The sequence below is a fragment of the Klebsiella pneumoniae complex sp. WS1778 genome (assembly GCF_049472055.1).
Lineage (GTDB): Bacteria > Pseudomonadota > Gammaproteobacteria > Enterobacterales > Enterobacteriaceae > Klebsiella > Klebsiella quasipneumoniae.
The window spans coordinates 1,541,079-1,564,865 of sequence record NZ_JBKGTJ010000001.1 but is presented as its reverse complement, the minus strand read 5'-3'; the positions used below and the strand labels follow the sequence as shown (position 1 = coordinate 1,564,865).

Below are 23,787 nucleotides of genomic sequence, written 5' to 3'. Positions count from 1 at the left end.
GAAAATTGTATGTAATTCATTGAAAAACGAGAGAGAGTATGAAGATTCTTGTCACCGGGGGCGCAGGCTTTATCGGTTCTGCCGTGGTTCGTCATATCATTGAAAATACCCTGGACGAAGTCCGTGTGATGGACTGCCTGACCTACGCCGGCAATCTTGAATCCCTGGCGCCGGTTGCCGGGAGTGAACGCTACTCGTTTTCCCAGACCGATATCATCGATGCCGCTGCCGTGGCGGCCCAGTTCAGCGAGTTCCGTCCGGATATCGTGATGCACCTCGCTGCAGAAAGTCATGTGGACCGTTCCATTGATGGCCCGGCCGCCTTCATCCAGACCAACGTGATCGGCACCTTCACTCTGCTGGAGGCAGCCCGCCACTACTGGTCCGGGCTTGGAGAGGAACAGAAGCAGGCCTTCCGCTTCCATCATATCTCCACCGATGAAGTGTACGGCGACCTGCACGGCACCGATGACCTGTTCACCGAAGAAACCCCGTACGCGCCCAGCAGCCCGTACTCCGCCTCCAAAGCGGGCAGCGACCATCTGGTTCGCGCCTGGAACCGCACCTACGGCCTGCCAGTGGTGGTGACAAACTGCTCCAACAACTACGGTCCGTATCACTTCCCGGAAAAACTGATCCCGCTGACTATCCTTAATGCCCTGGCGGGTAAACCTCTGCCGGTATATGGCAACGGGGAGCAGATCCGTGACTGGCTGTATGTTGAGGACCATGCCCGTGCGCTGTACAAAGTGGCGACCGAAGGCAAGAGCGGCGAGACCTACAACATCGGCGGTCATAACGAGCGTAAAAATATCGATGTGGTGCGCACCATCTGCACCATTCTCGACAAGGTGGTGGCGCAGAAGCCGGGAAACATCACCCACTTTGCTGACCTGATCACTTTTGTTACCGACCGTCCGGGACATGACCTGCGTTATGCCATTGATGCCACGAAAATTCAGCGCGATCTGGGCTGGGTGCCGCAGGAAACGTTCGAGAGCGGAATTGAGAAAACTGTGCACTGGTACCTGAACAACCAGACCTGGTGGCAGCGTGTGCTGGACGGCTCCTATGCCGGCGAGCGTCTTGGCCTGAATAAATAAAAAAGGAACTGAAGATGAAGGGCATTGTTCTGGCCGGCGGCTCCGGCACGCGTTTATACCCCATCACCCAGGGCGTCTCCAAGCAGCTGCTGCCTATCTACGACAAGCCGATGATTTTCTACCCGGTGTCTGTCCTGATGCTGGCGGGCATTCGCGATATCCTTATCATCTCCACGCCTGAAGACATGCCTTCCTTCCAGCGCCTGCTGGGTGACGGGGCGCAGTTCGGGGTGAACTTCAGCTACGCCATTCAGCCGTCGCCGGACGGTCTGGCTCAGGCTTTTATCATTGGCGAGAAGTTTATCGGCAACGATGCCTGCGCCCTGGTGCTGGGGGATAATATCTACTTTGGCCAGAGCTTCGGTAAAAAGCTGGAAGCAGCGGCGGCGAAGACCTCCGGTGCCACGGTGTTTGGTTACCAGGTGCTGGATCCGGAGCGCTTTGGCGTGGTGGAGTTTGACGAGCACTTTAAAGCGCTGTCAATTGAAGAGAAACCATTAAAGCCGAAATCAAATTGGGCCGTAACTGGTCTCTATTTCTACGACAATAACGTGGTGGAGATGGCGAAGGACGTTAAGCCTTCAGCACGCGGGGAACTCGAGATTACCACTCTCAACCAGATGTATCTGGAGCGCGGTGACCTGCATGTTGAACTCCTGGGGCGCGGCTTTGCCTGGCTGGATACAGGCACTCATGACAGCCTGATGGACGCATCACAGTTCATTCACACCATTGAGAAGCGTCAGGGGATGAAGGTCGCGTGCCTGGAAGAGATCGGTTACCGCAACAAATGGTTGTCGGCGGAAGGGGTGGCGGCTCAGGCCGAACGCCTGAAGAAAACCGAGTACGGTGCTTATCTCAAGCGCCTGCTGAACGAGCGTTAATGCCTTCTTCGTCAACGACAGGATACAGAGAATGAAGATTTTACTGATTGGCAAGAATGGCCAGGTGGGCTGGGAGCTGCAGCGTTCCCTGTCCACCCTCGGCGACGTGGTCGCGGTGGATTATTTTGATAAAGAGCTTTGCGGTGACCTGACGAACCTGGCAGGCATCGCGCAGACCGTGCGTACCGTCCGCCCGGATGTGGTGGTGAATGCCGCCGCGCACACGGCCGTGGACAAGGCAGAAAGCGAGCGGGAGCTCTCCGACCTGCTGAACGACAAAGGGGTGGCGGTGCTGGCGGCGGAGTCGGCGAAGCTGGGTGCCCTGATGGTGCACTATTCCACCGACTATGTGTTCGACGGCGCCGGCAGCCATTATCGCCGGGAAGATGAGGCAACCGGCCCGCTGAACGTCTACGGTGAAACCAAGCGTGCCGGTGAGCTGGCCCTGGAGCAGGGCAACCCGCGTCACCTGATTTTCCGTACCAGCTGGGTGTATGCCACCCGCGGCGCCAACTTTGCCAAAACCATGCTCCGCCTGGCGGGGGAGAAAGAGACCCTCACCATCATTGATGACCAGCATGGGGCGCCCACCGGCGCTGAGCTGCTGGCAGACTGCACGGCGACGGCAATCCGTGAAACGCTGCGTAATCCGGCGCTGGCCGGCACGTATCACCTGGTGGCCAGCGGTGAAACCAGCTGGTGCGACTATGCCCGCTATGTGTTTGAAGTGGCGAGAGCGCACGGTGCCGAGCTGGCGGTGCAGGAAGTGAAGGGCATTCCGACGACGGCCTATCCTACGCCGGCGAAGCGTCCGCTCAACTCGCGCCTGTCGAATGAAAAATTCCAGCAGGCATTCGGGGTGACTCTCCCGGACTGGCGTCAGGGTGTGGCTCGCGTGGTAACAGAAGTCATGGGCAAATAAACGGTTAGCAAAAGATGAACATTATTAAAACAGATATTCCTGACGTGCTGATTTTTGAACCGCGCGTGTTTGGTGATGCGCGAGGCTTCTTCTTTGAGAGCTTCAGCAGCAAGGTGTTTAATGAGGCGGTGGGCCGTCAGGTGGAATTCGTCCAGGACAACCATTCCCAGTCCCAGAAAGGCGTATTGCGCGGGTTGCACTATCAGCTGGATCCGCACGCTCAGGGCAAGCTGGTCCGCTGTGTGGAAGGTGAGGTGTTTGATGTGGCAGTGGATATCCGTCGTTCATCGCCTACCTTTGGTAAATGGGTGGGCGCGGTGCTCAGCGCAGAGAATAAACGTCAGCTGTGGATCCCGGAAGGATTCGCCCACGGGTTTATGGCGCTGAGCGACACGGTGCAGTTTGTCTATAAGGCGACGAACTACTACGCGCCGCAGTCAGAACGGAGCATCATCTGGAACGATCCGGAGATAGGGATTGACTGGCCGGCACTGAGCAACTGCGTGCTGTCTCTGTCGGAGAAAGACCTGCGGGCACATACTCTGGCCACTGCGGAAGTCTACGCTTAAGTATAAATATTCTTGTTCGATAATGGATATCACAAGTTACTATCAAAAATAATAATAATAAATAATTTTTTATCCTAAAGGTAATCGATTAATGAATTATAAAGCAATGAAGCCTAAAGTTATCGCTTCTATTGTATTATTTAATCATTCCTATGATGATATTAAAGATACGTTTCTCTCATTATGCCATGAAGAGAGCGTTGAAAAAATAATCTTCGTTGATAATGGTGGTTGTCAGTGGGCGGCATCATTGAATGAACCTAAGGTGAGCTACATCAAGTCTCCTTACAACTGTGGTTTTGGTGCTGGACATAATCTTGCAATAAAAGCAAGTGCAGACTTTGACGGTTATTTCTTGATATGTAATCCGGATATTAGCTTTGATAAGCAGTCACTTGATAAATTAGTTTCGTTTGCGTGGGAAAATGAGTATAGTTTTGTTTCCCCGCAAATAATATATAGAAATGGTGAGAGACAATATAGTTGCCGTCTACTACCTACTCCCGGTAATCTTTTTTTAAGACGTTTCTTTCCAGTTACTGCAATAAAGTATGATGTTAAATATGAACTGAAAGATGCAGCCTATGATGAGATATTTTCCCCACCAACGGTATCTGGCTGTTTCATGTTATTAAGTAATGTATTATTACAAAAACTTAACGGTTTTGATGAACGATACTTTATGTATCTGGAAGATGTAGATTTATGTCGCCGAGCATTACAGCTAACCAAAATATACTATTATCCTGGAACAACTATTGTCCATGCCTTTAATAAAGGTTCGTATAAAAGCAAATTATTACTTTGGTACCATATTCGCTCCGCAGTCTCCTATTTTAATAAATGGGGATGGTTTCTTGATCGTAAAAGACATGCGTATAATAAGCAAGCCATATATGAAATTCCCAAAAAAATAATTTAATATTATTTGCCATAAAATACGAGTTTAAAATGAAAAACCCTCATCAAAAACTTTCATCATCACCATTAGCAGTGGTGCGCAGTATTGCCACTCACTGGAGTATTATTCTGCAGATGGCTAAACGTGATGTTGTTGGAAGATATAAAGGTTCTGTGATGGGCCTGCTTTGGTCTTTTCTGAACCCTTTATTTATGTTAACAGTATATACTTTTGTCTTCTCCGTGGTATTCAAAGCCAGATGGTCAACTGGTGGGGACGAAAGTAGGACACAGTTTGCTATAATTTTATTTGTCGGAATGATAGTTCATGGTTTTTTAAGTGAAGTGGTAAATAAAGCACCGTTGATTATTTTGGGAAATACAAACTATGTGAAGAAAGTTATATTTCCATTGGAAACGCTGCCTGTTATCTCTTTATTTGCGGCATTATTTCATACTTGTATCAGCCTTTGTGTGTTACTGATGGCGTTTTTCATTTTTAATGGATATTTACATTGGACCATAGTATTTTTACCTGTGGTCTTTTTCCCTTTAATTATTTTTTGCCTTGGCATTTCGTGGATCTTAGCATCACTTGGCGTATTCCTAAGAGATGTAAGTCAAACTACGGTAATCATTACTACAGTATTAATGTTTTTATCACCGGTATTCTTCCCTATAAGCGCCTTGCCTGAAAAGTATCATATCTGGATCATGCTCAATCCATTAACCTTTATTATTGAACAAGCCCGAACGGTCCTTATTTGGGGTGGTATGCCTAATTTTATCGGTCTGTTTTTATATTCTTTGGGTGCCTTAGTCATAGCCTGGATGGGTTTTGCCTTCTTCCAGAAAACCAGGAAGGGATTTGCTGATGTCCTCTAATGAAATTGCCATTCAAGTTACAAACCTGAGTAAATGTTATCAGATATATGCGCGTCCAACTGATCGTCTAAAACAGTTTTTTGTGCCGAAACTTCAACAGGTGGTCCGCAGAGAGCGAAACTGCTATTTTCGTGAGTTTTGGGCCCTCGATGACGTTTCCTTCAGTATCAAAAAAGGGGAAACGGTAGGTATTATTGGACGAAATGGTGCCGGGAAGTCGACTTTGCTGCAGATTATCTGCGGCACACTAACCCCCTCCGCTGGAGATGTACGTGTTAATGGGCGTATTGCTGCATTACTTGAATTAGGTGCTGGGTTCAACCCGGAGTTTACCGGTCGTGAGAACGTTTATTTAAATGGTTCGGTATTAGGTTTAACCAAAGAGCAGATTGCGGCTAAGTTTGCTGAAATTGAAGAATTTGCAGATATCGGCCAGTTCATTGATCAACCCGTAAAAACATACTCTAGCGGTATGTATGTCCGTTTAGCCTTTGCCGTTCAAGCATGTGTTGAACCGGAAATTTTGATTGTTGATGAGGCGTTAGCTGTTGGCGATATTGGCTTCCAGTATAAATGCTATAAACGGATGGAAGCATTACGTGCGAAAGGTGTAACCATCATTATGGTAACTCATTCAACAGGCAGCATCCTTGAGTATGCTGATCGCTGCCTGGTGATGGAACACGGAAAACTAATCGGTGATACCAATGATGTTCTCGCTGCAGTTCTGGCCTATGAGAAAGGGATGATCCTGGCCAACGATAAACCAGAGCCTACAAAACTTGCAGAGAACCGCTCTTCTGAAACTTGCAGTTTGGAAGACCTCAAAAGCATTCAGTTACATACTGCTAATGAAGAAATTGGGGAAAAACGTTTTGGTACTGCGCGTGCTATTATTAAAAATCTTACCATCTACAAATCAGATGGTACGCCTTTGACAGAGAAACCACTCATCAAATCAGGTGAAGAAGTTACATTTGATTTCACCATATTAGCTACCGAAGAGATTAAGGATGTTGCTCTTGGCCTTTCCATATCCAAAGCTCAGGGAGGGGATATTTGGGGAGATAGTAATATTGGCGCAGGTTCGCCAATTACACTTCGTCCAGGTAGTCAGCGTATCGTTTATAAAGCAACGCTGCCTATAAATTCGGGCGATTACCTAATACACTGCGGCCTCGCTATGGTTGGCAACGGTGCTCGAGAGGAACTTGATCAACGTCGCCCGATGATGAAAATAAAGTTTTGGTCGGCCAGAGAACTAGGCGGGGTCATTCATGCTCCGTTAAAAATCATTACAAATGGAGAGTAAAACATGTTTGCTGTTTTTCTTCCTCCTTATCCGTTCAGAGGGGTGAAGGCCCCTTATTTATGGCTTTTTTTAAAGTATTTGCATTGTTCTAACGAAAAGATACTTTTTATCACAAGTCCTGATTATGTTGAAGTAATAAACGATGAAACACAACATTCCCGTTGGGAGTTTGATGCTGCCTCGATGGCATCTTTAGGATATTCTATTCCTGATGAACAAAGCCTTGCCAGACATGAATATCTGTATCTTGATCATGCTTTGTATGAAACCATGTTGGCTCAACATCATCATGACCCCATAAAATCATTTACCACATTTTTAACCGAATCTATTTCCGAGCTTGAAAATGAGTTATTTTCTTTACTTACAAAGGAAATAATTCAACGTGTTGATGCTTTTGTCTCTATCTGCAACTGTCCATCGCTTGAAAAAGTCGCAAGAGCTTTAAATAAAGAGGTTATACACCTTGAGATCGGGCCATTGCGAGCACCGATGTATCGCAATACAGCATATCTGGATTTCACCGGCGTTAATGGTAATACCGAGGCTCGGGCACGCTATGAATCTTGCCAGACGGAAATTGATATTACGTGCTCAATGAATGATTTGCATCGTTATTTTCTTGAAGCAATCTCATTACCTTCGTCAAGTGAAAACCAAGTTGCTGGGATTGTGTTACAGGTAGAAGACGATTCCAATATCATTGCTTACAGCCATGATTTTACGAATATATCTCTAATTTCTTATGTTCGTCAACAGCATTCTCTCGAGAATATATTAGTTCGGGCGCATCCCGGGAGTTTGTTTCGTTTACGAGATGACATATTTAGCATTGATGCATCGGCAAACAGCCTCGAATTTATTCAAAAATGTCATTCTATTTATACTATTAACTCAAGCGTTGGCTTAGAGGCGCTTTTATGCGAGAAAAAGACTAATATTCTCGGTGATTGTTCCTATGCTTTTGTCGCTGAGGAGGCCTCAGGTCCCACCAGAGTAAATGCCATGGCATTTTATCTGTTTGCTTATCTGGTGCCCTTTGAACTTATATTTAATCTGGAATATTTGCGATTCAGGTTGGACCATCCAGCAGAACTGGATATCGTACGTAAACACCTGCAATTTTATTCTAAAATGCCGGATGAGCGTGAAGAAAACAGCCATACGCTGTCAACATTAATAAACGAAGCGATTTCCAAAGATATCACCATGAGAACCATTTTAGAAAACTCATTAGCCCAGAATAACAAACAACTTGAAGATTTGAAAACGCAGCTTGCTGCCGAGGTTACTGAGCGAGAAAAATTAGCTGCAGCGATTACCAAACTCCAGCAAACGGCAGACTTGGCAGCAAAAGACAGGGATATATTAGTTTCCGCCCTGGCAGTCAAACAAGATGAAGTAGATCGTATGCGCAGAAGTCTGTCGTGGAAGTTAACCATGCCAGTTCGTATGTCTGGTAGGATTTCCCGAGGTGAATTTAGCACTATAAAAGCAATGATGAGGGAATACACGAATTCCGGTAATAATGTTTTTTCTCGCTATATTTTATCGGGTGGACTTCTTTCAAAATCGAAATATAAAACGGCTATTCGTCTTCTATTGTCAGGAAACTGGTCAGGGATGGTTGATGGTTTTAAACGTGTTTTAAGCCGAGCTGCTATCGACTCTTCACCAGCTACGCCATTTGTCGATACTGGAACGGTAAGAATTCTTGCTACTCAGCATACCCTATTCGTTGCACATTTGATTGAAAAGAATCTGCTTGATTGCGGAATTAAGGGCCATGTCAGTACTGCTTATTCCGTTGAGCAGGATATGGGGCAGATGCACATTGTAGTTTGTCCGCAAATGTTCAAACAACTGCCCCGTAACTACATTGCTTTCCAGATGGAGCAGTCGGTCAACTCAAGATGGTTTACCGATGAGTATTTTTCTCGTCTCAATAATGCTGTTGCTATTTTTGATTATTCCTTGAAAAATATTGAATATTTACTGGATAAAGGCATTCCGTATCAGAAATTGTTTTATATGCCGATTTCCAGCTTTCCAGATTACCCAGCCCATTTAGCAGATAACGGTTATGTACTGGATGATCAGAAAGGTGATATACACGCAGATGTTCTATTCTATGGCGATCCAAACTGTGAGCGCCGCAAGGCCTATCTTCAGGAATTGAAGAAGCATTTTAATGTCACTCTCGCTTCGGAAGTTTTCGGTGATAAACTCACCAGAATGGTTAAGAATGCGAAAGTCGTCGTCAACATTCATTACTATGAAAATGCGTTGCTTGAAACCACACGTCTATATGAAACGATTTCGCTTGGGACGCCTGTAGTGAGTGAAAGCAGTTCAGATATTGTAGAGCATGAAGACCTACAGGATGTGATCGATTTTTGCCCCATCGGTGATATTCCGGCAATGGTCGAGAAAATTCAGAATTTGTTATCTGATAAAGAATATTACAACGAAAGAAAAGAAAAAATTAAGCACTTTACTAATGTAGATAATAAAAATAATTATTATCTGCGACGTTATCTGCTGTCGATTGATAAACTCAATTTTTCCCAATACAAAAGTATTTTCTCATTTGAGCAATTTCAAACTGGAGATGTCCCACGCCTTTGTTTATCATTGTCTGAAACACCCGTCCGCCGGAAAGCTTTTTTCGCTAGTCCATCCCATGGATTCCAATTTTTCGAGGGGATCCGTTATCGCATTGGTTGGATTGGTTGTGGCATGAGCTATAAATATATGCTTTCAGGCATGCTGGCCAGTAAGGCGGAAATGGGGATTATCTGTGAAGATGATGTTATTTTCCCGGTTGATTATGATAATAAATTAAATAAAATTATTAACCATCTACAGAGTACTGAGGCTAAATGGCATATTTTTGCTGGCATAATTGCACATCTGCATGAGGACACGAAGGTACTGGATGTTAAGGTCATCGATGGTATTGAGTATATCTACATTGACAAAATGACTAGTATGGTTATGAATATTTATTCTCGCCGTGGTATGGATCTTATTAGCCAGTGGGATGAGAAAAATATTGATGCCGAAACCAATACTATTGACCGCTATGTTGAATCAGCTCAAGATCTGGTCGTCGTGACTACATTACCTTTCCTTGTAGGATACGCAGAAGAGCAACAGTCAACATTATGGGGCTTTGAGAACTCTCAATATACATCGTTAATAAAAGCCAGTGAAAAACTGTTAGCTGAAAAGGTTGCAGAATTTAAAAAGAATCGCTAAAAAATTCGACCTGAAAATAAAAAGGCCGGTTGCTGAACTTTTCAGCTTCCGGCCTTTTTTCTTTCATCCTGCAGATTATTTATGCCGATTCTTAAGGTTGGCAATAATATCTTGTAATGAAAGCCCCTGGTCCTGCAGCAGCACCAGCAGGTGATACATCAGGTCTGACGCCTCATTCTTCAGCTCGAAGCGGTCGTTCACCGTGGCGGCCAGCGCGGTCTCCACGCCTTCTTCTCCCACTTTCTGCGCGATGCGCTTGGTGCCGCTGGCATACAGCTTCGCCGTGTAGGAGCTCTCCGGGTCGGCGTGCTTGCGCTCGGCCAGCAGCTGCTCCAGCTGATAGAGGAACAGCCACTGGTGGCCGGCGTCGCCGAAGCAGCTGGTGGTGCCTTTGTGGCAGGTCGGCCCAATCGGGTTCACCAGCACCAGCAGCGTATCGTTGTCGCAGTCCGGTGTGATGCTCACCACGTTGAGGACATTGCCCGAGGTTTCACCCTTGGTCCACAGCCGCTGTTTGGTGCGTGAGTAAAAGGTGACCTTGCCGGTGGCTTCGGTTTTCTCCAGCGCGTCCTTGTTCATGTAGCCCAGCATCAGCACTTCGCCGGATACGGCGTGCTGCACGATGGCCGGCATCATGCCGTCCGTTTTTTCCCAGTCCAGCTGTTCAGTCAACATACCCTTATCTCCACGCCCTGTGCCGCCAGGTACGCTTTCAGTTCGCCAATATTAATAATCTGTTTGTGGAATACCGAGGCCGCCAGCGCGCCGTCAACGTCGGCGTCGCGGAAGGCTTCGAGGAAGTGTTCCATGGTGCCTGCGCCGCCGGAGGCGATCAGCGGCACATGGCACACCGCGCGGACCTTCGCCAGCTGCTGCAGGTCGTAGCCGTTGCGCACCCCGTCCTGGTTCATCATATTGAGGACGATCTCGCCCGCGCCGCGCTTCTGCACTTCCTCCACCCAGTCGAGGGTTTCCCACTGCGTCACCCGGGTGCGGCTCTCGTCGCCGGTGTACTGATTGACGTGATACTTGCCGGTCTGTGCATCAAACCAGGTATCGATCCCCACCACGATGCACTGCACGCCAAAGCGGTCGGCAAGGCGGGTGATCAGCGTCGGGTCGGCGAGAGCAGGGGAGTTAATCGAGATCTTATCGGCGCCGAAGGAGAGGATCTGCGCCGCGTCTTCCAGCGACTTGATCCCGCCCGCCACGCAGAAAGGAATATCGATTACTTCCGCCACCCGCGACACCCAGCTCTTGTCGACCACCCGACCGTCGCTGGAGGCGGTGATATCATAGAACACCAGCTCGTCGGCGCCTTCGTCGGCATAGCGCTTAGCCAGCGGGACGATATCGCCGATGATCTCGTGATTACGGAACTGCACGCCTTTCACTACCTGGCCGTCGCGGACGTCGAGGCAGGGGATTATCCGTTTTGCCAGCATTGAATGGCCTCCGTTACGTTGAATTTGCCTTCCAGCAGCGCGCGACCGACAATCACGCCGCGCACCCCGGTGCCGCGCAGGGCGGCAATATCATTGAGATCGCCGATGCCGCCGGACGACTGAAACGCCACCTGCGGGTAGCGGGCGCAGACTTCCTCGTACAGCGAGACGTTGGAGCCCGCCAGCGTGCCGTCGCGGGAGATATCGGTGCACAGCACATGCTGCAGGCCGACCGGCAGATAGCTCTCCACCAGCTCCTCCAGGGTCACGCCGGAGTTTTCCTGCCAGCCGCTGACCGCCACCTGCTTATTGCCGTCGGCGTCGATACGCACGTCGAGGGCCAGCACCAGCCGCTCAGGGCCAAAGCGTTTAAACCAGCCTTTCACTTCCTCCGGGGATTTCACCGCATTGGAGCCGACCACCACGCGGGCGACGCCGGCTTCAAGCAGGGCCGCGACATCCGCCTCGGTCCGCACGCCGCCGCCGACCTGCACCGGGACGTCAACGCCGGCGACCAGCGATTTCAGCAGCGGGATCTGGCGCTTCGCCGGATCCTTCGCCCCGGTCAGGTCGACCAGGTGCAGGACTTCCGCTCCCTGAGCGGCATAGGACTGCAGGCGCGGCAGCGGATCGCTGCCATAGTCGCGCTGCTGGCCATAATCCCCCTGGTGGAGACGAACGACGGTGCCGTCGATTAAATCTAAAGCAGGAATAATCATCACATCTCCAGGAAGTTTTTCAGCAGCTGCGCCCCGGCGCTCCCGGAGCGCTCCGGATGGAACTGCACGCCAAAGAAGTTATCTTTCTGCACCGCGGCGGTGAACGCCTCGCCGTAATTGCACTGGGCGATGGTGTACGGGTTGACCGGCATGGCGTAGCTGTGCACGAAGTAGAAGTAAGCCCCTTCTTCAATGCCGCGGAACAGACGATCGCCTGCTTTGGCATACACCCGGTTCCAGCCCATGTGCGGCAGCGGCAGGCCGTGGTCGGTCATCTTCGGCACCTCTTCCTCGATAATGCCCAGCAGATCGACGCCGTTGTTCTCTTCACTGCGCTTGCCGAGCAGCTGCATACCCAGGCAAATCCCCAGCACCGGCTGGGTACAGGCTTTGATCAGGTCGATCAGTTCGCGGTCGCGCAGCTGGTCCATCGCCGCCTGGGCGGTGCCGACGCCGGGAAGAAACAGTTTATCGGCACGCAATACCACCTCCGGGTCGCGGCTGACCACCGGCTCATAGCCGTGGCGGCCAATCGCCGATTTCACCGAATTGAGGTTGGCGCACCCGGTATCAAGGATCACCACATTCATTACAGCACCCCTTTGGAAGACGGCAGGGCATCGCCCTGGACGCGGATCGCCTGGCGCAGCGTACGGCCAAAGGCTTTGAACAGGCTTTCCACGCGGTGGTGATCGTTCTTGCCCTTGGTTTTCAGGTGCAGCGTCACCGCCATGGTGTAAGAGAGCGAGCGGAAGAAGTGTTCCACCATCTCGGTGCTCAGATCGCCGACGCGCTGATAGGTGAAGTCCGCCTTATACTCCAGGTGCGGACGGCCGGAGATATCCAGCGCGCAGCGGGCGAGACACTCGTCCATCGGCAGCACGAAGCCGAAGCGGTTGATGCCGCGCTTGTCGCCAAGCGCCAGCTTCAGGGCTTCGCCGAGGGCCAGGCCGGTATCTTCCACCGTGTGGTGATCGTCGATGTACAGATCGCCGCCGACGTTGACTTCCATGCGGAAGCCGCCATGGGTGGCGATTTGGTCGAGCATATGGTCAAAAAAGCCGACGCCGGTGTGGATCTTGCTGCCGCCTTCGCGGTCCAGCCACACTTTCACATCCACCTGGGTCTCTTTGGTGATGCGCTCGACGTGGGCATAGCGGTCGCGGCGGGTCAGCTGTTCGCAGATGGTCGGCCAGTTCAGCGTCTCGCGGTCATAGCGCAGACCGATAATCCCCATGTTATCCGCCAGCTCAAGGTCGGTGGCCCGGTCGCCAATCACATAGCTGTGGGCTTTATCCAGTACGCCCTCTTCCAGCCACGGCAGCACCAGCTGGGTTTTCGGCTTGCGGCAGGCGCAGTTGTCGCCCGGGAAGTGCGGACAAATCAGCACTTCTTCAAAGTTAACGCCCTGCGAGGCGAAGATCTGCATCATCAGGTTGTGCGGGCCATCAAACGCTTCCTGCGGCAGGCTGTCGGTGCCCAGACCATCCTGGTTGGTGATCATCACCAGCTTATAGCCTTCCTGCTGCAGCTTCAGCAGCGCCGGGATCACCTGCGGCTCAAACGCCAGCTTGTCGAAACGGTCCACCTGGAAATCCACCGGCGGTTCGGAAATCAGGGTGCCGTCACGGTCAATAAAGAGATACTTCTGGGTCATACATTCTCCGCAGTCAAGGCGTCAATCACGCGCTGGCTCTCGGCACGGGTACCGATAGTGATACGCAAACAGCCGCTCAATGAAGGTTGTTTATTCTGGTCACGTAAGATAATGCCCTGATCCCACAAAGATTTAAACACTGCGCTGGAGGCGGTTATCCGCGCCAGGACGTAGTTGGTTTCGGAATCGAAGACCTGCTCCACGCAGGCGATGCCGCGCAGCTGTTCCACCAGGTAGCGGCGCTCGTCGAGGATCTGTGCCACGCGCTGACGCATCGCGGCGATCCCTTCCGCGCTCAGGGCCTGGGCGGCGATATCGGCCACCGGCGTGGAGAGCGGGTACGGGGCGATCACTTTCAGCAGCACGTTGATCACCTCGGCGTTGGCGAGGGTGAAGCCGCAGCGCAGGCCGGCGAGGGCAAAGGCTTTGGACAGCGTGCGCAGCACCACCAGGTGCGGGTAGTCGCTGAGCCAGCCGGCGAGCGTCGCCTGCGGGCAGAATTCAATATAGGCTTCGTCGGCTACCACGATAGCTTTGCCGCGGGTCATCTCCAGCAGGTCGCGCATCGACTGCGGGTCGATAATCTGCCCGGTCGGGTTGTTCGGGCTGCAGACGAAGACCACCTTCACCCCGTCCAGCTGCGCCTCGATGCCCGGCAGGTCGAGCTGCCAGTCGGCCAGCGTCGGCACGGTGCGGCACTCGACGCCGATGGTTTCGGCACTGACGCTGTACATGCCGTAGGTGGGCGGGCAGTAGAGCACGGCGTCTTCGCCTGGCTCGCAGAAGGCGCGGATCAGCAGCTCAATGCCTTCGTCGGCGCCGCGGCTGACCAGCACCTGCTCCGGTTTAACCTCGGCGTAGCGGGCGTAGCTCTCAATCACCGCCTTCGGCTGCGGCTCCGGATAGCGGTTCAGCGTCTGCTCGGTCAGCTGGAAGGCCACGGCGGTGGGGAATTCGTTAGCGTTCAGCCAGACGTCGCCTTTCCCGCCCAGGCGGCGAGCGGATTGATACGGGGTCAGCGCGCGAACGTTGGCGCGGGCTAAATCTTCAATGCTCATGCTTGCTCCTTCAGGGCGGCAACGCGCAGCGTTACGGCGTTTTTGTGGGCGTCAAGGCGCTCGGCGGCGGCCAGAATCTCAATCGTCGAGGCGAGGGCGGCAAAGCCGTCGCGCGACAGCTCCTGCACGGTCATCCGTTTCTGGAAGTCGGCCAGGCCGAGGCTCGAACAGGTGGCGGTATAGCCATAGGTCGGCAGGACGTGGTTGGTGCCCGAGGCATAGTCGCCCGCGGATTCCGGCGACCAGTCGCCAAGGAAAACCGAGCCGGCGCTGGTGATGCTGTCCACCAGCTCACGGGCCTGGCGGGTCTGAATGATCAGGTGCTCCGGGCCGTACTGGTTGGAGATGGCCACGCACTGCGCCAGGTCGCGGGCCACGATGATCCGGCTGGCGGAGAGCGCCACGCGGGCGGTTTCGGCGCGCGGCAGGGCGGCCAGCTGGCGCTCCACGGCCTCGGCGACGCGGTTGCCCATCCCGGCGTCCGGGGTCAGGAGGATCACCTGCGAGTCCGGGCCGTGTTCCGCCTGCGACAGCAGGTCGGAGGCGACAAAGTCCGGGTTGGCGCCGCTGTCGGCGATCACCAGCACTTCCGACGGGCCGGCCGGCATGTCGATGGCCGCGCCGTCCAGACGCTGGCTGACCTGGCGTTTGGCCTCCGTGACGTAAGCGTTACCCGGGCCAAAGATTTTATCCACCTTCGGCACCGACTCGGTACCGAGGGCGAGGGCGGCGATGGCCTGCGCGCCGCCGACGTTAAAGATGGTTTTCACGCCGCACAGCTGCGAGGCGTAGAGGATCTCATCGGCAATCGGCGGCGGCGAGCAGAGCACCACCTGCTGACAGCCGGCGATGCGCGCCGGCGTCGCCAGCATCAGTACCGTGGAGAACAGCGGCGCCGAGCCGCCCGGAATGTACAGCCCGACGGAGGCGATAGGGCGGGTGACCTGCTGGCAGCGCACCCCCGGCAGCGTTTCGACATCCACCGCCTGCAGCTTTTGCGCGTTGTGGAAGGTCTCGATGTTTTGCACCGCCACCGCCATCGCCTGCTTCAGCTCGTCGCTGAGGCGCTCGCCGGCGGCGGCGATCTCCGCCTCGCTCACCTGCAGCGCGGCGACGGTGGTTTTATCAAACTTCGCGCTGTATTCGCGCAGCGCCGCGTCGCCGTTGGCTTTGACGTTATCGAGGATCTCCGCCACCGTTTTACTGATGCTGTCGGAGGCGGAAATCGCCGGGCGCGTTAAGAGTTGTCGCTGTTGGTCTGCGCTACAGCCGTTCCAGTCGATGATTGTGTTGAAGCTCATGATTGTTTTCCCCTGTGTGTCCCGTGACCTGCTGGCCGATTACTCCATCATCTTCTCAATCGGCAGCACCAGAATGGAGCTGGCGCCCAGCGCCTTCAGTTTTTCCATGGTCTCCCAGAACAGGGTTTCGCTGCTGACCATGTGCATCGCCACGCGCTGCTTGTCGCCTGCCAGCGGCAGAATGGTCGGACGCTCGGCGCCCGGCAGCAGGGCAACCACTTCCTCAAGGCGTTCGGTCGGGGCGTGCATCATGATGTATTTCGACTCGCGGGCCTGGATCACGCCCTGAATACGGGTCAGCAGGCGGTCAATCAGCTGCTGTTTGGCGTCGGCCATTTCGCCGTCGCGCTGGATCAGGCAGGCTTTGGAGCGGTAGATCACTTCCACTTCGCGCAGGCCGTTTGCTTCCAGGGTGGCGCCGGTGGAGACGAGGTCGCAAATGGCGTCGGCGAGGCCGGCGCGCGGCGCCACTTCCACGGAGCCGTTCAGCAGACAGGATTTAAAGGAGATACCTTTTTGATCGAGGTAGCGCTTCAGCAGGTGTGGGTAAGAGGTGGCGATACGTTTGCCGTCCAGCGCCGCCGGGCCGTTCCAGGCTTCATCCACCGGGGTCGCCAGCGACAGGCGGCAGCCGCCGAAGTCCAGACGGCGCAGGGTGAAATAGCGCGGGTCTTCGCCCTGGGCGCGGCGGCTGAGCAGCTCTTCTTCCAGCACGTTTTCGCCGATAATGCCGAGGTCGACAACACCGTCCATCACCAGGCCCGGGATATCGTCATCACGCACGCGCAGAATGTCGATTGGCATATTTTCCGCCAGCGCAATCAGACGCTGGGTGTGCAAATTGACTTTAATGCCGCAGCGGCTGAGTAATTCGCGTGAATCTTCGCTTAAACGGCCTGATTTCTGAATAGCTATGCGTAAACGGGTGTTGTCTAACATTGTTCTTTTCCTCTGAATACCTGTCTGAATCTGTCCGAATTTGGTCCAAAAAAAAGCCCCCGGAAGTGAATCTTCCGGGGGCTCTCTGCGCGTTCATGCACCACTGGAAGATCCAAATGTCTTCCAGCACACATCGCCTGAAAGACTAGTCAGGATGATGGTGATGATGGTGGTGTTTAAATTGAACGCGGTTCATAAAATTCTCTGTGAATGACTATGCATTTGATGTCCTTTAACCTAAACCACTTCCGCCGCAGAAAGCAAGGGCTTTTTTCTATCATTAATTCATTTCACATTGAGCGAAGAAATTGTCAGTTGCCGCTGGCTGGCGTAGCCTGTAATCAGCACAGCGAAAGAGTCAGGAGCCTGGGATGAAAAAGGTCGCGATAGTCGGTTTGGGATGGCTGGGGATGCCGCTGGCGCTGTCGTTGACGGCGCGAGGCTGGCAGGTCACCGGCAGTAAAACCACGCAGGATGGCGTGGAGGCGGCGCGGATGTGCGGGATCGACAGCTATCCGCTGCGCCTGGAGCCGCAGCTGGTCTGTGATACCGAGGACCTCGACGCGCTGATGAACGTCGATGCGCTGGTGATCACGCTGCCGGCCCGGCGGACCGGCGCGGGGGAAGGGTTTTATCTGCAGGCGGTGCAGGAGATCGTCGATACCGCGCTGGCGTACCATATTCCGCGGATCGTCTTCACCAGCTCCACCTCGGTGTATGGCAACGTCAACGGCACGGTGAAAGAGAACTCCCCGCGCCTGCCGGAGACCGCCAGCGGGCAGGTGCTCAAGGAGCTGGAAGACTGGCTGCACAACCTGCCGGGGACGTCGGTGGATATTCTGCGCCTGGCCGGGCTGGTGGGGCCGTCCCGACATCCGGGACGTTTTTTCGCCGGCAAGTCGGCGCCGGATGGCCAGCATGTGGTCAATCTGGTGCATTTGCAGGATGTGGTGGCCGCCATCGAACTGCTGCTGCAGGCTCCGAAGGGCGGGCACATCTATAATCTATGTGCGCCCCGCCATCCGGCACGCGGCCTCTTTTATCCGCAGATGGCCCGCGAGCTGGGGCTGCCGCCGCCGGTGTTCAGTGACAGCCCGGACGGCGGCCAGGGCAAGATTGTGGATGGCAATCGAATCTGCAATGAGCTGGGGTTTGAATACCAGTACCCCGATCCGCTGGTGATGCCGATGGAGTGATTCGCCAGCGGTGATTCGCATACCGTAAGGGGGTAGCGATGAAACCACTGCTGGATGTCCTCGTGATCCTCGACGCACTGGAAAAAGAGGGGAGCTTTGCCGCGGCGTCGGCAAGGCTCTTTAAAACGCCCTCGGCGCTGAGCTACACCATTCACCGGCTGGAAAGCGATCTCAATATTCAGCTGCTCGACCGCAGCGGTCACCGCGCGCGCTTTACCCCCACCGGACAGATGCTGCTGGAGAAAGGACGGGAAGTGCTGCATATCGCCCGCGAACTGGAGATCCGGGCGGTTAAGCTGCAGCAGGGGTGGGAGCATACCCTCCGCCTGGCGGTGGACAGCACTTTTCCCGTGGCGCAACTCTCGCCGCTGATCGCCGCATTTTATCAACAGCAGCCGCTGACCCGGCTGCACTTCACGCTGAACCCCTCGCTGCTGGACTGGCGGCCGCTGACTGAAGGGCAGGCCGATCTCCTGCTGGGGGCGCTCGGCGAGCCGCCGCCGCTGAGCGGCTATGATTATCTTCCCTTTGGCGAGCTGGATCTGGAGCTGGTGGTCTCCCCACAGCATCCTCTGGCGGAGCGTCGCGCCCCGTTGAGCTGGCGAACTCTGCGTCGTTACCGCGCGGTGGCCACCGGCGAGGGCGGGGCGCTGCTCGGCGATCAGGAGACCCTGACGGTATGTGACGTTACGGCGCAGCTGGCGCTGCTGCGAATGGGGCTGGGGTGGGGCTGCCTGCCGCGTTACCAGGTGCAGGGGCTGCTGGAGAGCGGCGAACTGGTCAGCTTGACCGTGCGCGGGCAGTCGCCTCGTCAGCACGCGTGGATCGGCTGGAATGACGCTACCTGCGGTTTGGCTGGCAAATGGTGGCGGGAAACGCTATTAGCAAATAGTGCTATTTTTACAATTTATCATATGGAAACCGTATAGATATTAGCACGTTAAAAAATATGCTTACGCAATGAACTTCATAACATCTTGTCAACGCCGTTGAATTTGTTGCAAAATATGCGGCCTGAAAACCAGAGACTAGCCGACGCTTTTTTTAAAGTGTCGGTTATTTTTTTGGTCGAAAGACACATCATTCAATACCAAGAGGCCGGGCTTCGTACCGGATAGATATTTACTAAAAACCGACAGTCGTTGTCGCTGAGGAATAGAAAGAAATGGGGCAATTTTTTGCTTACGCGCTGGCGTTCACCGTAAAAGGGGATAACTATGTCGCATAACGCTACTCCAAATACCTCTCGCGTGGAATTACGTAAAACACTTACGCTAGTTCCGGTTGTAATGATGGGCCTGGCCTATATGCAGCCGATGACGCTGTTCGATACGTTTGGTATCGTCTCTGGTATGACCGACGGTCACGTGCCGACGGCCTACGCCTTTGCGTTAATCGCTATCCTGTTTACTGCGCTGAGCTATGGCAAGCTGGTACGTCGTTACCCGTCCGCCGGCTCGGCGTATACCTATGCGCAGAAATCCATCAGCCCGACCGTTGGCTTTATGGTGGGTTGGTCCTCGCTGCTCGACTACCTGTTCGCGCCGATGATCAACATTCTGCTGGCGAAAATCTATTTTGAAGCGCTGGTGCCTTCGATTCCGTCGTGGGTGTTTGTTATCGCGCTGGTCGCCTTTATGACCGCCTTTAACCTGCGCAGCATTAAATCCGTGGCCAACTTCAACACCGTGATCGTGGTGCTGCAGGTGGTGCTGATTGCCGTGATCCTCGGCATGGTGATTTATGGCGTGTTTGAAGGCGAAGGCGCCGGTACGCTGGCCAGCAGCCGTCCGTTCTGGTCCGGTGACGCGCACGTGATCCCGATGATTACCGGGGCGACGATCCTGTGCTTCTCGTTTACCGGCTTCGACGGCATCAGCAACCTGTCTGAAGAGACCAAAGATGCAGAGCGCGTCATTCCGCGCGCGATCTTCCTGACCGCGCTGATCGGCGGCCTGATCTTCATCTTTGCCACCTACTTCCTGCAGCTGTACTTCCCGGATATCTCGCGCTTTAAAGATCCGGATGCGTCACAGCCGGAAATTATGCTCTACGTGGCAGGTAAAGCCTTCCAGGTTGGCGCGCTGATCTTCTCCACCATCACCGTACTGGCTTCCGGTATGGCGGCGCACGCTGGCGTGGCGCGTCTGATGTACGTGATGGGGCGTGACGGCGTGTTCCCGAAAAGCTTCTTCGGCTACGTCCACCCGACCTGGCGCACTCCGGCGATGAACATCATCCTGGTCGGTGCTATTGCCCTGTTGGCGATTAACTTTGACCTGGTGATGGCGACGGCGCTGATTAACTTTGGTGCGCTGGTGGCGTTTACCTTCGTTAACCTGTCGGTGATTTCGCAGTTCTGGATCCGTGAGAAACGTAACAAGACGCTGAAAGACCACTTCCAGTATCTGTTCCTGCCGATGTGCGGCGCCCTGACCGTCGGCGCGCTGTGGGTCAACCTGGAAGAGAGCTCGATGATTCTGGGCCTGATCTGGGCCGGTATCGGTCTGGTCTATCTGGCCTGCGTGACGAAAAGCTTCCGCAACCCGGTGCCGCAGTACGAAGACGTGGCGTAAGGCGTAGCGTGATGTGATTGAGAAAAGCCGGAGGGAAACCTCCGGCTTTTTTTTCGTCTGTGCTTGTTCGATACCGAGGCCTGTTTTTTGCCCGGCGGCGCTGCGCATACCGGGCCGGCGGTATATGAGCTGACGGAAGGCATCCGTAGGCCGGGTCAGGCGCAGCCGCCACCCGGCAGAAGCGCTTATCCTGCCTGCACCATAACTTTCAGCAGCGTATCCAGCAGGCCGGGAAAACGGGCGTCCAGATCTTCCCTGCGCAGCGAAATCATATTCTCCCGTCCCTGAGGCCGCTGCCAGATCACACCGCTGTCGCGCAGGACGCGCCAGTGGTGGGTCATGGTGGACTTGGCCACCTCTTCCTGACGCAGCGCGTTGCAGCTCTGCTCGCTGCCGTCGGCCAGCGTGCGGATGATCTCCAGTCGCAGCGGGTTGCCGAGCGCGGAAAGGACATTTTCCAGGCGAATTTGTTCTCGTTCGGGGTGATTGGCGATCATAATAATCCTGTGTCGGCGTTGGCGCGGCGCATGGCGGTCGCAGCCCGTATCGGCGGCTGGCGGCTACTATACCCAAACTCCAGGTCTGATACCACGCGCGCCGCCGCAACCTGACCAATCATAATAATAGTCAAAATAGTTCGAATATACTCGTACAATTGTACTATCATAGGCGGCAGTTAAATGAACTGCGGATCATTCCGACCGCAGACTGACAGTCAAAACGACTAAGGACGCATCATGCCCCGACCCATCCCCCTCGAACGTTATCGCAACATCGGTATCTCCGCGCATATCGATGCCGGTAAAACCACCACTACCGAGCGCATCCTGTTTTACACCGGGATGAGCCATAAGCTGGGTGAAGTACACGATGGCGCGGCAACCACCGACTGGATGGCCCAGGAGCAGGAGCGCGGGATCACCATTACCTCGGCGGCGGTGAGCTGCTTCTGGCCGGGTATGGACCGCAGCTTCGAGCCGCACCGGATCAATATCATCGACACCCCGGGGCACGTGGACTTCACCATTGAGGTGGAACGTTCCATGCGCGTGCTCGACGGCGCAGTGATGGTGTACGACTCTGTCGGCGGGGTGCAGCCCCAGTCGGAGACCGTCTGGCGCCAGGCGAATAAATACCATGTCCCGCGGCTGGCCTTCGTCAACAAGATGGACCGCCCCGGGGCGGATTTCTTCCGCGTGGTGCAGATGATGATCGACCGCCTGAAGGCCAACCCGGTGCCGATTGTCATCCCCATTGGCGCCGAAGAGCACTTCACCGGCGTCGTCGACCTGGTGAAAATGCGCGCCATCCTGTGGGATGACGCCACTCAGGGCATGACCTTCAGCTACGGGCCGGTCCCTGACGATCTGCTGGCGACTGCCCGCGAGTGGCGGGAGAAAATGGTCTCGGCGGCGGCGGAAGCCAGCGACGCGCTGATGGATAAATACCTCGAAACCGGCGAGCTGGACGAGGCGGAGATCGTCGCCGGTCTGCGCCAGCGCACGGTGAAGGGCGAAATCCAGGCGGTGCTCTGCGGGAGCGCCTTTAAAAACAAAGGCGTGCAGCGCATGCTCGATGCGGTGGTGGAGCTGATGCCGTCGCCGTTGGATATTCCGGCGATACAGGGCGTGGATGAGAAAGGCCAGCCGGCGGAACGCCATCCGAGCGACGATGAGCCGCTGTCGGCGCTGGCGTTCAAACTGATGACCGACCCCTACGTCGGCCAGCTGACCTTTATCCGCGTCTACTCCGGGACGCTGAAGAAAGGCGATGCGGTGTGGAACCCGGTGAAGGGCAAGAAAGAGCGCATCGGACGTATCGTGCTGATGCAGGCCAACGATCGCCACGAAGTTGACGAACTGCACGCCGGGGATATCGCGGCCTGCGTTGGGCTGAAGGATGTCACTACCGGCGATACGCTGTGCGATCCGGATGCGATCATTACCCTCGAACGGATGGAGTTTCCGGAGCCGGTGATTTCGCTGGCGATTGAGCCGAAGACCAAAGCGGACCAGGAGAAAATGGGCATCGCGCTGCAGCGGCTGGCGGCGGAAGATCCGTCGTTCCGTCTGCATACCGATGAAGAGTCCGGCCAGACGATTATCTCCGGCATGGGCGAGCTGCATCTGGAGATCATTGTCGACCGGATGAAGCGCGAGTTTGGCGTTGAGGCCAACATTGGTCGTCCGCAGGTCACCTACCGCGAAACCCTGCGCAAGAAAGTGACGGACGTGGAAGGCAAATTTGTGCGCCAGTCCGGCGGCAAAGGGCAGTACGGGCACGTCGTGCTGACCCTGGAGCCGCTGGAGCCGGGCAGCGGATTCGTCTTCGAGGACGCCACCAAAGGCGGCGTGGTGCCGCGCGAGTACATCCCTTCCGTGGAGAAAGGGCTGCGCGAAGCGATGGGCACCGGCGTGCTGGCGGGCTATCCGGTGGTTGACGTGAAAGCGACCCTGACCTTCGGGTCGTACCACGACGTGGACTCCTCGGAAATGGCGTTCCGCATGGCGGCGATCTTCGGCTTCCGGGAAGGGGCGCGCAAAGCGGACCCGGTGATCCTTGAGCCGGTGATGCACGTGGAGGTGGAGACGCCGGAAGAGTACGCCGGGAATATCATGGGCGATCTCTCTTCCCGTCGCGGGATGGTGCAGGGGATGGAAGAGCGCTTCGGCAGCCAGATCATCCGCGCCGATGTGCCGCTGGCGGAGATGTTTGGTTATTCCACCACGCTGCGCTCGATGTCTCAGGGACGAGCAACCTACAGCATGGAGTTCCACCACTACGCGGAAGCGCCGCGTAACGTAGCGGATGAAATCATCGCCAGCCGTGCGAAAAGTTAAGCCAGTCATCCCGGGTAGCGGCTAGCGCCTTACCCGGGCTACTCTGGTACCAGCGTCCAGGCCCGGTAAGGCGAAGCCGCCACCGGCCAAAAAGGTAAGCACGAACTGGGGAGGCAATGCCCGGCGGCGCTGCGCTTGCGCGGGCCTACGGTCAGGCGTCCTCCCCGGTCATCGTTTGTAGCCCGGGTAAGGCGTTAGCCGCAACCCGGGAATTTCAGCC

The 23,787-nt window shown here is 54.6% G+C and carries 23 protein-coding genes and 1 other annotated feature; of the genes, 13 read left to right on the top strand and 10 right to left on the bottom strand.

Going from position 1 to position 23,787, the window contains the following annotated elements; all coding sequences use genetic code 11:
- The first annotated feature begins 38 nt into the window (after positions 1–38).
- From rfbB to ACLEXF_RS07960, 8 genes are all read left to right on the top strand, one after another.
- Positions 39–1,103: a dTDP-glucose 4,6-dehydratase gene (rfbB, locus tag ACLEXF_RS07995; RefSeq protein ID WP_407259702.1), complete on the top strand. Its 1,065-nt coding sequence runs from the start codon at positions 39–41 to the stop codon at positions 1,101–1,103.
- 14 nt (positions 1,104–1,117) lie between these two features.
- On the top strand, positions 1,118–1,987 hold the full coding sequence (gene rfbA / locus ACLEXF_RS07990; protein WP_049004238.1) for a glucose-1-phosphate thymidylyltransferase RfbA: 870 nt from the start codon (positions 1,118–1,120) through the stop codon (positions 1,985–1,987).
- Between the two features lie 31 nt (positions 1,988–2,018).
- Positions 2,019–2,909 (top strand): dTDP-4-dehydrorhamnose reductase, encoded by an 891-nt coding sequence (rfbD, locus tag ACLEXF_RS07985; protein ID WP_407259703.1) that lies wholly within the window; start codon positions 2,019–2,021, stop codon positions 2,907–2,909.
- Positions 2,910–2,923: 14 nt separating this feature from the next.
- Complete coding sequence (gene rfbC / locus ACLEXF_RS07980; protein ID WP_282862864.1) at positions 2,924–3,478, top strand: dTDP-4-dehydrorhamnose 3,5-epimerase; 555 nt, start codon at positions 2,924–2,926, stop codon at positions 3,476–3,478.
- A gap of 91 nt (positions 3,479–3,569) precedes the next feature.
- Positions 3,570–4,400, top strand: coding sequence for a glycosyltransferase (locus ACLEXF_RS07975; protein WP_023318681.1), 831 nt, complete (start codon positions 3,570–3,572; stop codon positions 4,398–4,400).
- A 29-nt stretch (positions 4,401–4,429) separates the two neighbouring features.
- Positions 4,430–5,263: an ABC transporter permease gene (locus ACLEXF_RS07970; RefSeq protein WP_023318680.1), complete on the top strand. Its 834-nt coding sequence runs from the start codon at positions 4,430–4,432 to the stop codon at positions 5,261–5,263.
- Positions 5,253–6,575, top strand: coding sequence for an ABC transporter ATP-binding protein (locus tag ACLEXF_RS07965; RefSeq protein WP_080841667.1), 1,323 nt, complete (start codon positions 5,253–5,255; stop codon positions 6,573–6,575). The genes ACLEXF_RS07970 and ACLEXF_RS07965 overlap by 11 nt, the downstream gene beginning before the upstream one ends.
- Before the next feature lie 3 nt (positions 6,576–6,578).
- Positions 6,579–9,836, top strand: a complete 3,258-nt coding sequence (locus ACLEXF_RS07960; RefSeq protein ID WP_423265750.1) for a GT99 family glycosyltransferase N-terminal domain-containing protein — start codon at positions 6,579–6,581, stop codon at positions 9,834–9,836.
- Positions 9,837–9,911: 75 nt separating this feature from the next.
- Here ACLEXF_RS07960 and hisIE read toward each other — a convergent pair whose 3' ends face one another.
- The 9 genes from hisIE to hisL form a co-directional block, all read right to left on the bottom strand.
- Positions 9,912–10,511: a bifunctional phosphoribosyl-AMP cyclohydrolase/phosphoribosyl-ATP diphosphatase HisIE gene (gene hisIE / locus ACLEXF_RS07955; protein ID WP_371330338.1), complete on the bottom strand. Its 600-nt coding sequence runs from the start codon at positions 10,509–10,511 to the stop codon at positions 9,912–9,914.
- On the bottom strand, positions 10,505–11,281 hold the full coding sequence (gene hisF, locus ACLEXF_RS07950) for an imidazole glycerol phosphate synthase subunit HisF (RefSeq protein WP_017899707.1): 777 nt from the start codon (positions 11,279–11,281) through the stop codon (positions 10,505–10,507). The genes hisIE and hisF overlap by 7 nt, the downstream gene beginning before the upstream one ends.
- A complete protein-coding gene (gene hisA, locus ACLEXF_RS07945; RefSeq protein ID WP_049116309.1) occupies positions 11,263–12,000 on the bottom strand; it encodes a 1-(5-phosphoribosyl)-5-[(5-phosphoribosylamino)methylideneamino]imidazole-4-carboxamide isomerase in 738 nt (245 codons plus the stop codon). Before hisA ends, hisF begins: the two co-directional genes overlap by 19 nt.
- Entirely contained in the window at positions 12,000–12,590 is a 591-nt protein-coding gene (gene hisH / locus ACLEXF_RS07940; protein WP_002912227.1) for an imidazole glycerol phosphate synthase subunit HisH, read from the bottom strand. The genes hisA and hisH overlap by 1 nt, the downstream gene beginning before the upstream one ends.
- Positions 12,590–13,657, bottom strand: coding sequence for a bifunctional histidinol-phosphatase/imidazoleglycerol-phosphate dehydratase HisB (gene hisB / locus ACLEXF_RS07935; RefSeq protein WP_017899706.1), 1,068 nt, complete (start codon positions 13,655–13,657; stop codon positions 12,590–12,592). The genes hisH and hisB overlap by 1 nt, the downstream gene beginning before the upstream one ends.
- A complete protein-coding gene (gene hisC, locus ACLEXF_RS07930) occupies positions 13,654–14,715 on the bottom strand; it encodes a histidinol-phosphate transaminase (RefSeq protein ID WP_004203588.1) in 1,062 nt (353 codons plus the stop codon). The genes hisB and hisC overlap by 4 nt, the downstream gene beginning before the upstream one ends.
- On the bottom strand, positions 14,712–16,016 hold the full coding sequence (hisD, locus tag ACLEXF_RS07925) for a histidinol dehydrogenase (RefSeq protein ID WP_200927880.1): 1,305 nt from the start codon (positions 16,014–16,016) through the stop codon (positions 14,712–14,714). The genes hisC and hisD overlap by 4 nt, the downstream gene beginning before the upstream one ends.
- A gap of 39 nt (positions 16,017–16,055) precedes the next feature.
- Positions 16,056–16,955, bottom strand: a complete 900-nt coding sequence (gene hisG / locus ACLEXF_RS07920) for an ATP phosphoribosyltransferase (protein WP_002912152.1) — start codon at positions 16,953–16,955, stop codon at positions 16,056–16,058.
- 47 nt (positions 16,956–17,002) lie between these two features.
- Positions 17,003–17,125 (bottom strand) — a sequence feature (His leader region).
- Positions 17,101–17,151, bottom strand: coding sequence for a his operon leader peptide (gene hisL, locus ACLEXF_RS07915; RefSeq protein ID WP_004899375.1), 51 nt, complete (start codon positions 17,149–17,151; stop codon positions 17,101–17,103). Its footprint overlaps the feature before it by 25 nt.
- A gap of 175 nt (positions 17,152–17,326) precedes the next feature.
- Between hisL and ACLEXF_RS07910 the strand changes: the two genes are divergently transcribed.
- The 4 genes from ACLEXF_RS07910 to plaP all read left to right on the top strand — a co-directional run bounded on the left by ACLEXF_RS07910 (position 17,327) and on the right by plaP (position 20,727).
- Positions 17,327–18,151 carry an SDR family oxidoreductase gene (locus tag ACLEXF_RS07910; protein ID WP_004203585.1) on the top strand — a complete coding sequence of 275 codons (825 nt, stop codon included), beginning with the start codon at positions 17,327–17,329 and terminating at the stop codon, positions 18,149–18,151.
- A gap of 38 nt (positions 18,152–18,189) precedes the next feature.
- Positions 18,190–19,080, top strand: coding sequence for a LysR family transcriptional regulator (locus tag ACLEXF_RS07905; RefSeq protein WP_407259704.1), 891 nt, complete (start codon positions 18,190–18,192; stop codon positions 19,078–19,080).
- Positions 19,081–19,316: 236 nt separating this feature from the next.
- Positions 19,317–19,379: a membrane protein YoeI gene (gene yoeI, locus ACLEXF_RS07900; protein WP_096335043.1), complete on the top strand. Its 63-nt coding sequence runs from the start codon at positions 19,317–19,319 to the stop codon at positions 19,377–19,379.
- On the top strand, positions 19,369–20,727 hold the full coding sequence (gene plaP / locus ACLEXF_RS07895) for a putrescine/proton symporter PlaP (protein ID WP_004148994.1): 1,359 nt from the start codon (positions 19,369–19,371) through the stop codon (positions 20,725–20,727). The genes yoeI and plaP overlap by 11 nt, the downstream gene beginning before the upstream one ends.
- Before the next feature lie 185 nt (positions 20,728–20,912).
- Here the strand turns inward: plaP and ACLEXF_RS07890 are convergent, their stop codons facing one another.
- Positions 20,913–21,224: an ArsR/SmtB family transcription factor gene (locus ACLEXF_RS07890; protein WP_023318674.1), complete on the bottom strand. Its 312-nt coding sequence runs from the start codon at positions 21,222–21,224 to the stop codon at positions 20,913–20,915.
- Positions 21,225–21,464: 240 nt separating this feature from the next.
- On the opposite strand from ACLEXF_RS07890, the gene fusA reads away from it, so the two are divergent.
- On the top strand, positions 21,465–23,567 hold the full coding sequence (gene fusA, locus ACLEXF_RS07885) for an elongation factor G (RefSeq protein ID WP_004203548.1): 2,103 nt from the start codon (positions 21,465–21,467) through the stop codon (positions 23,565–23,567).
- The last annotated feature ends 220 nt before the right edge of the window (positions 23,568–23,787 follow it).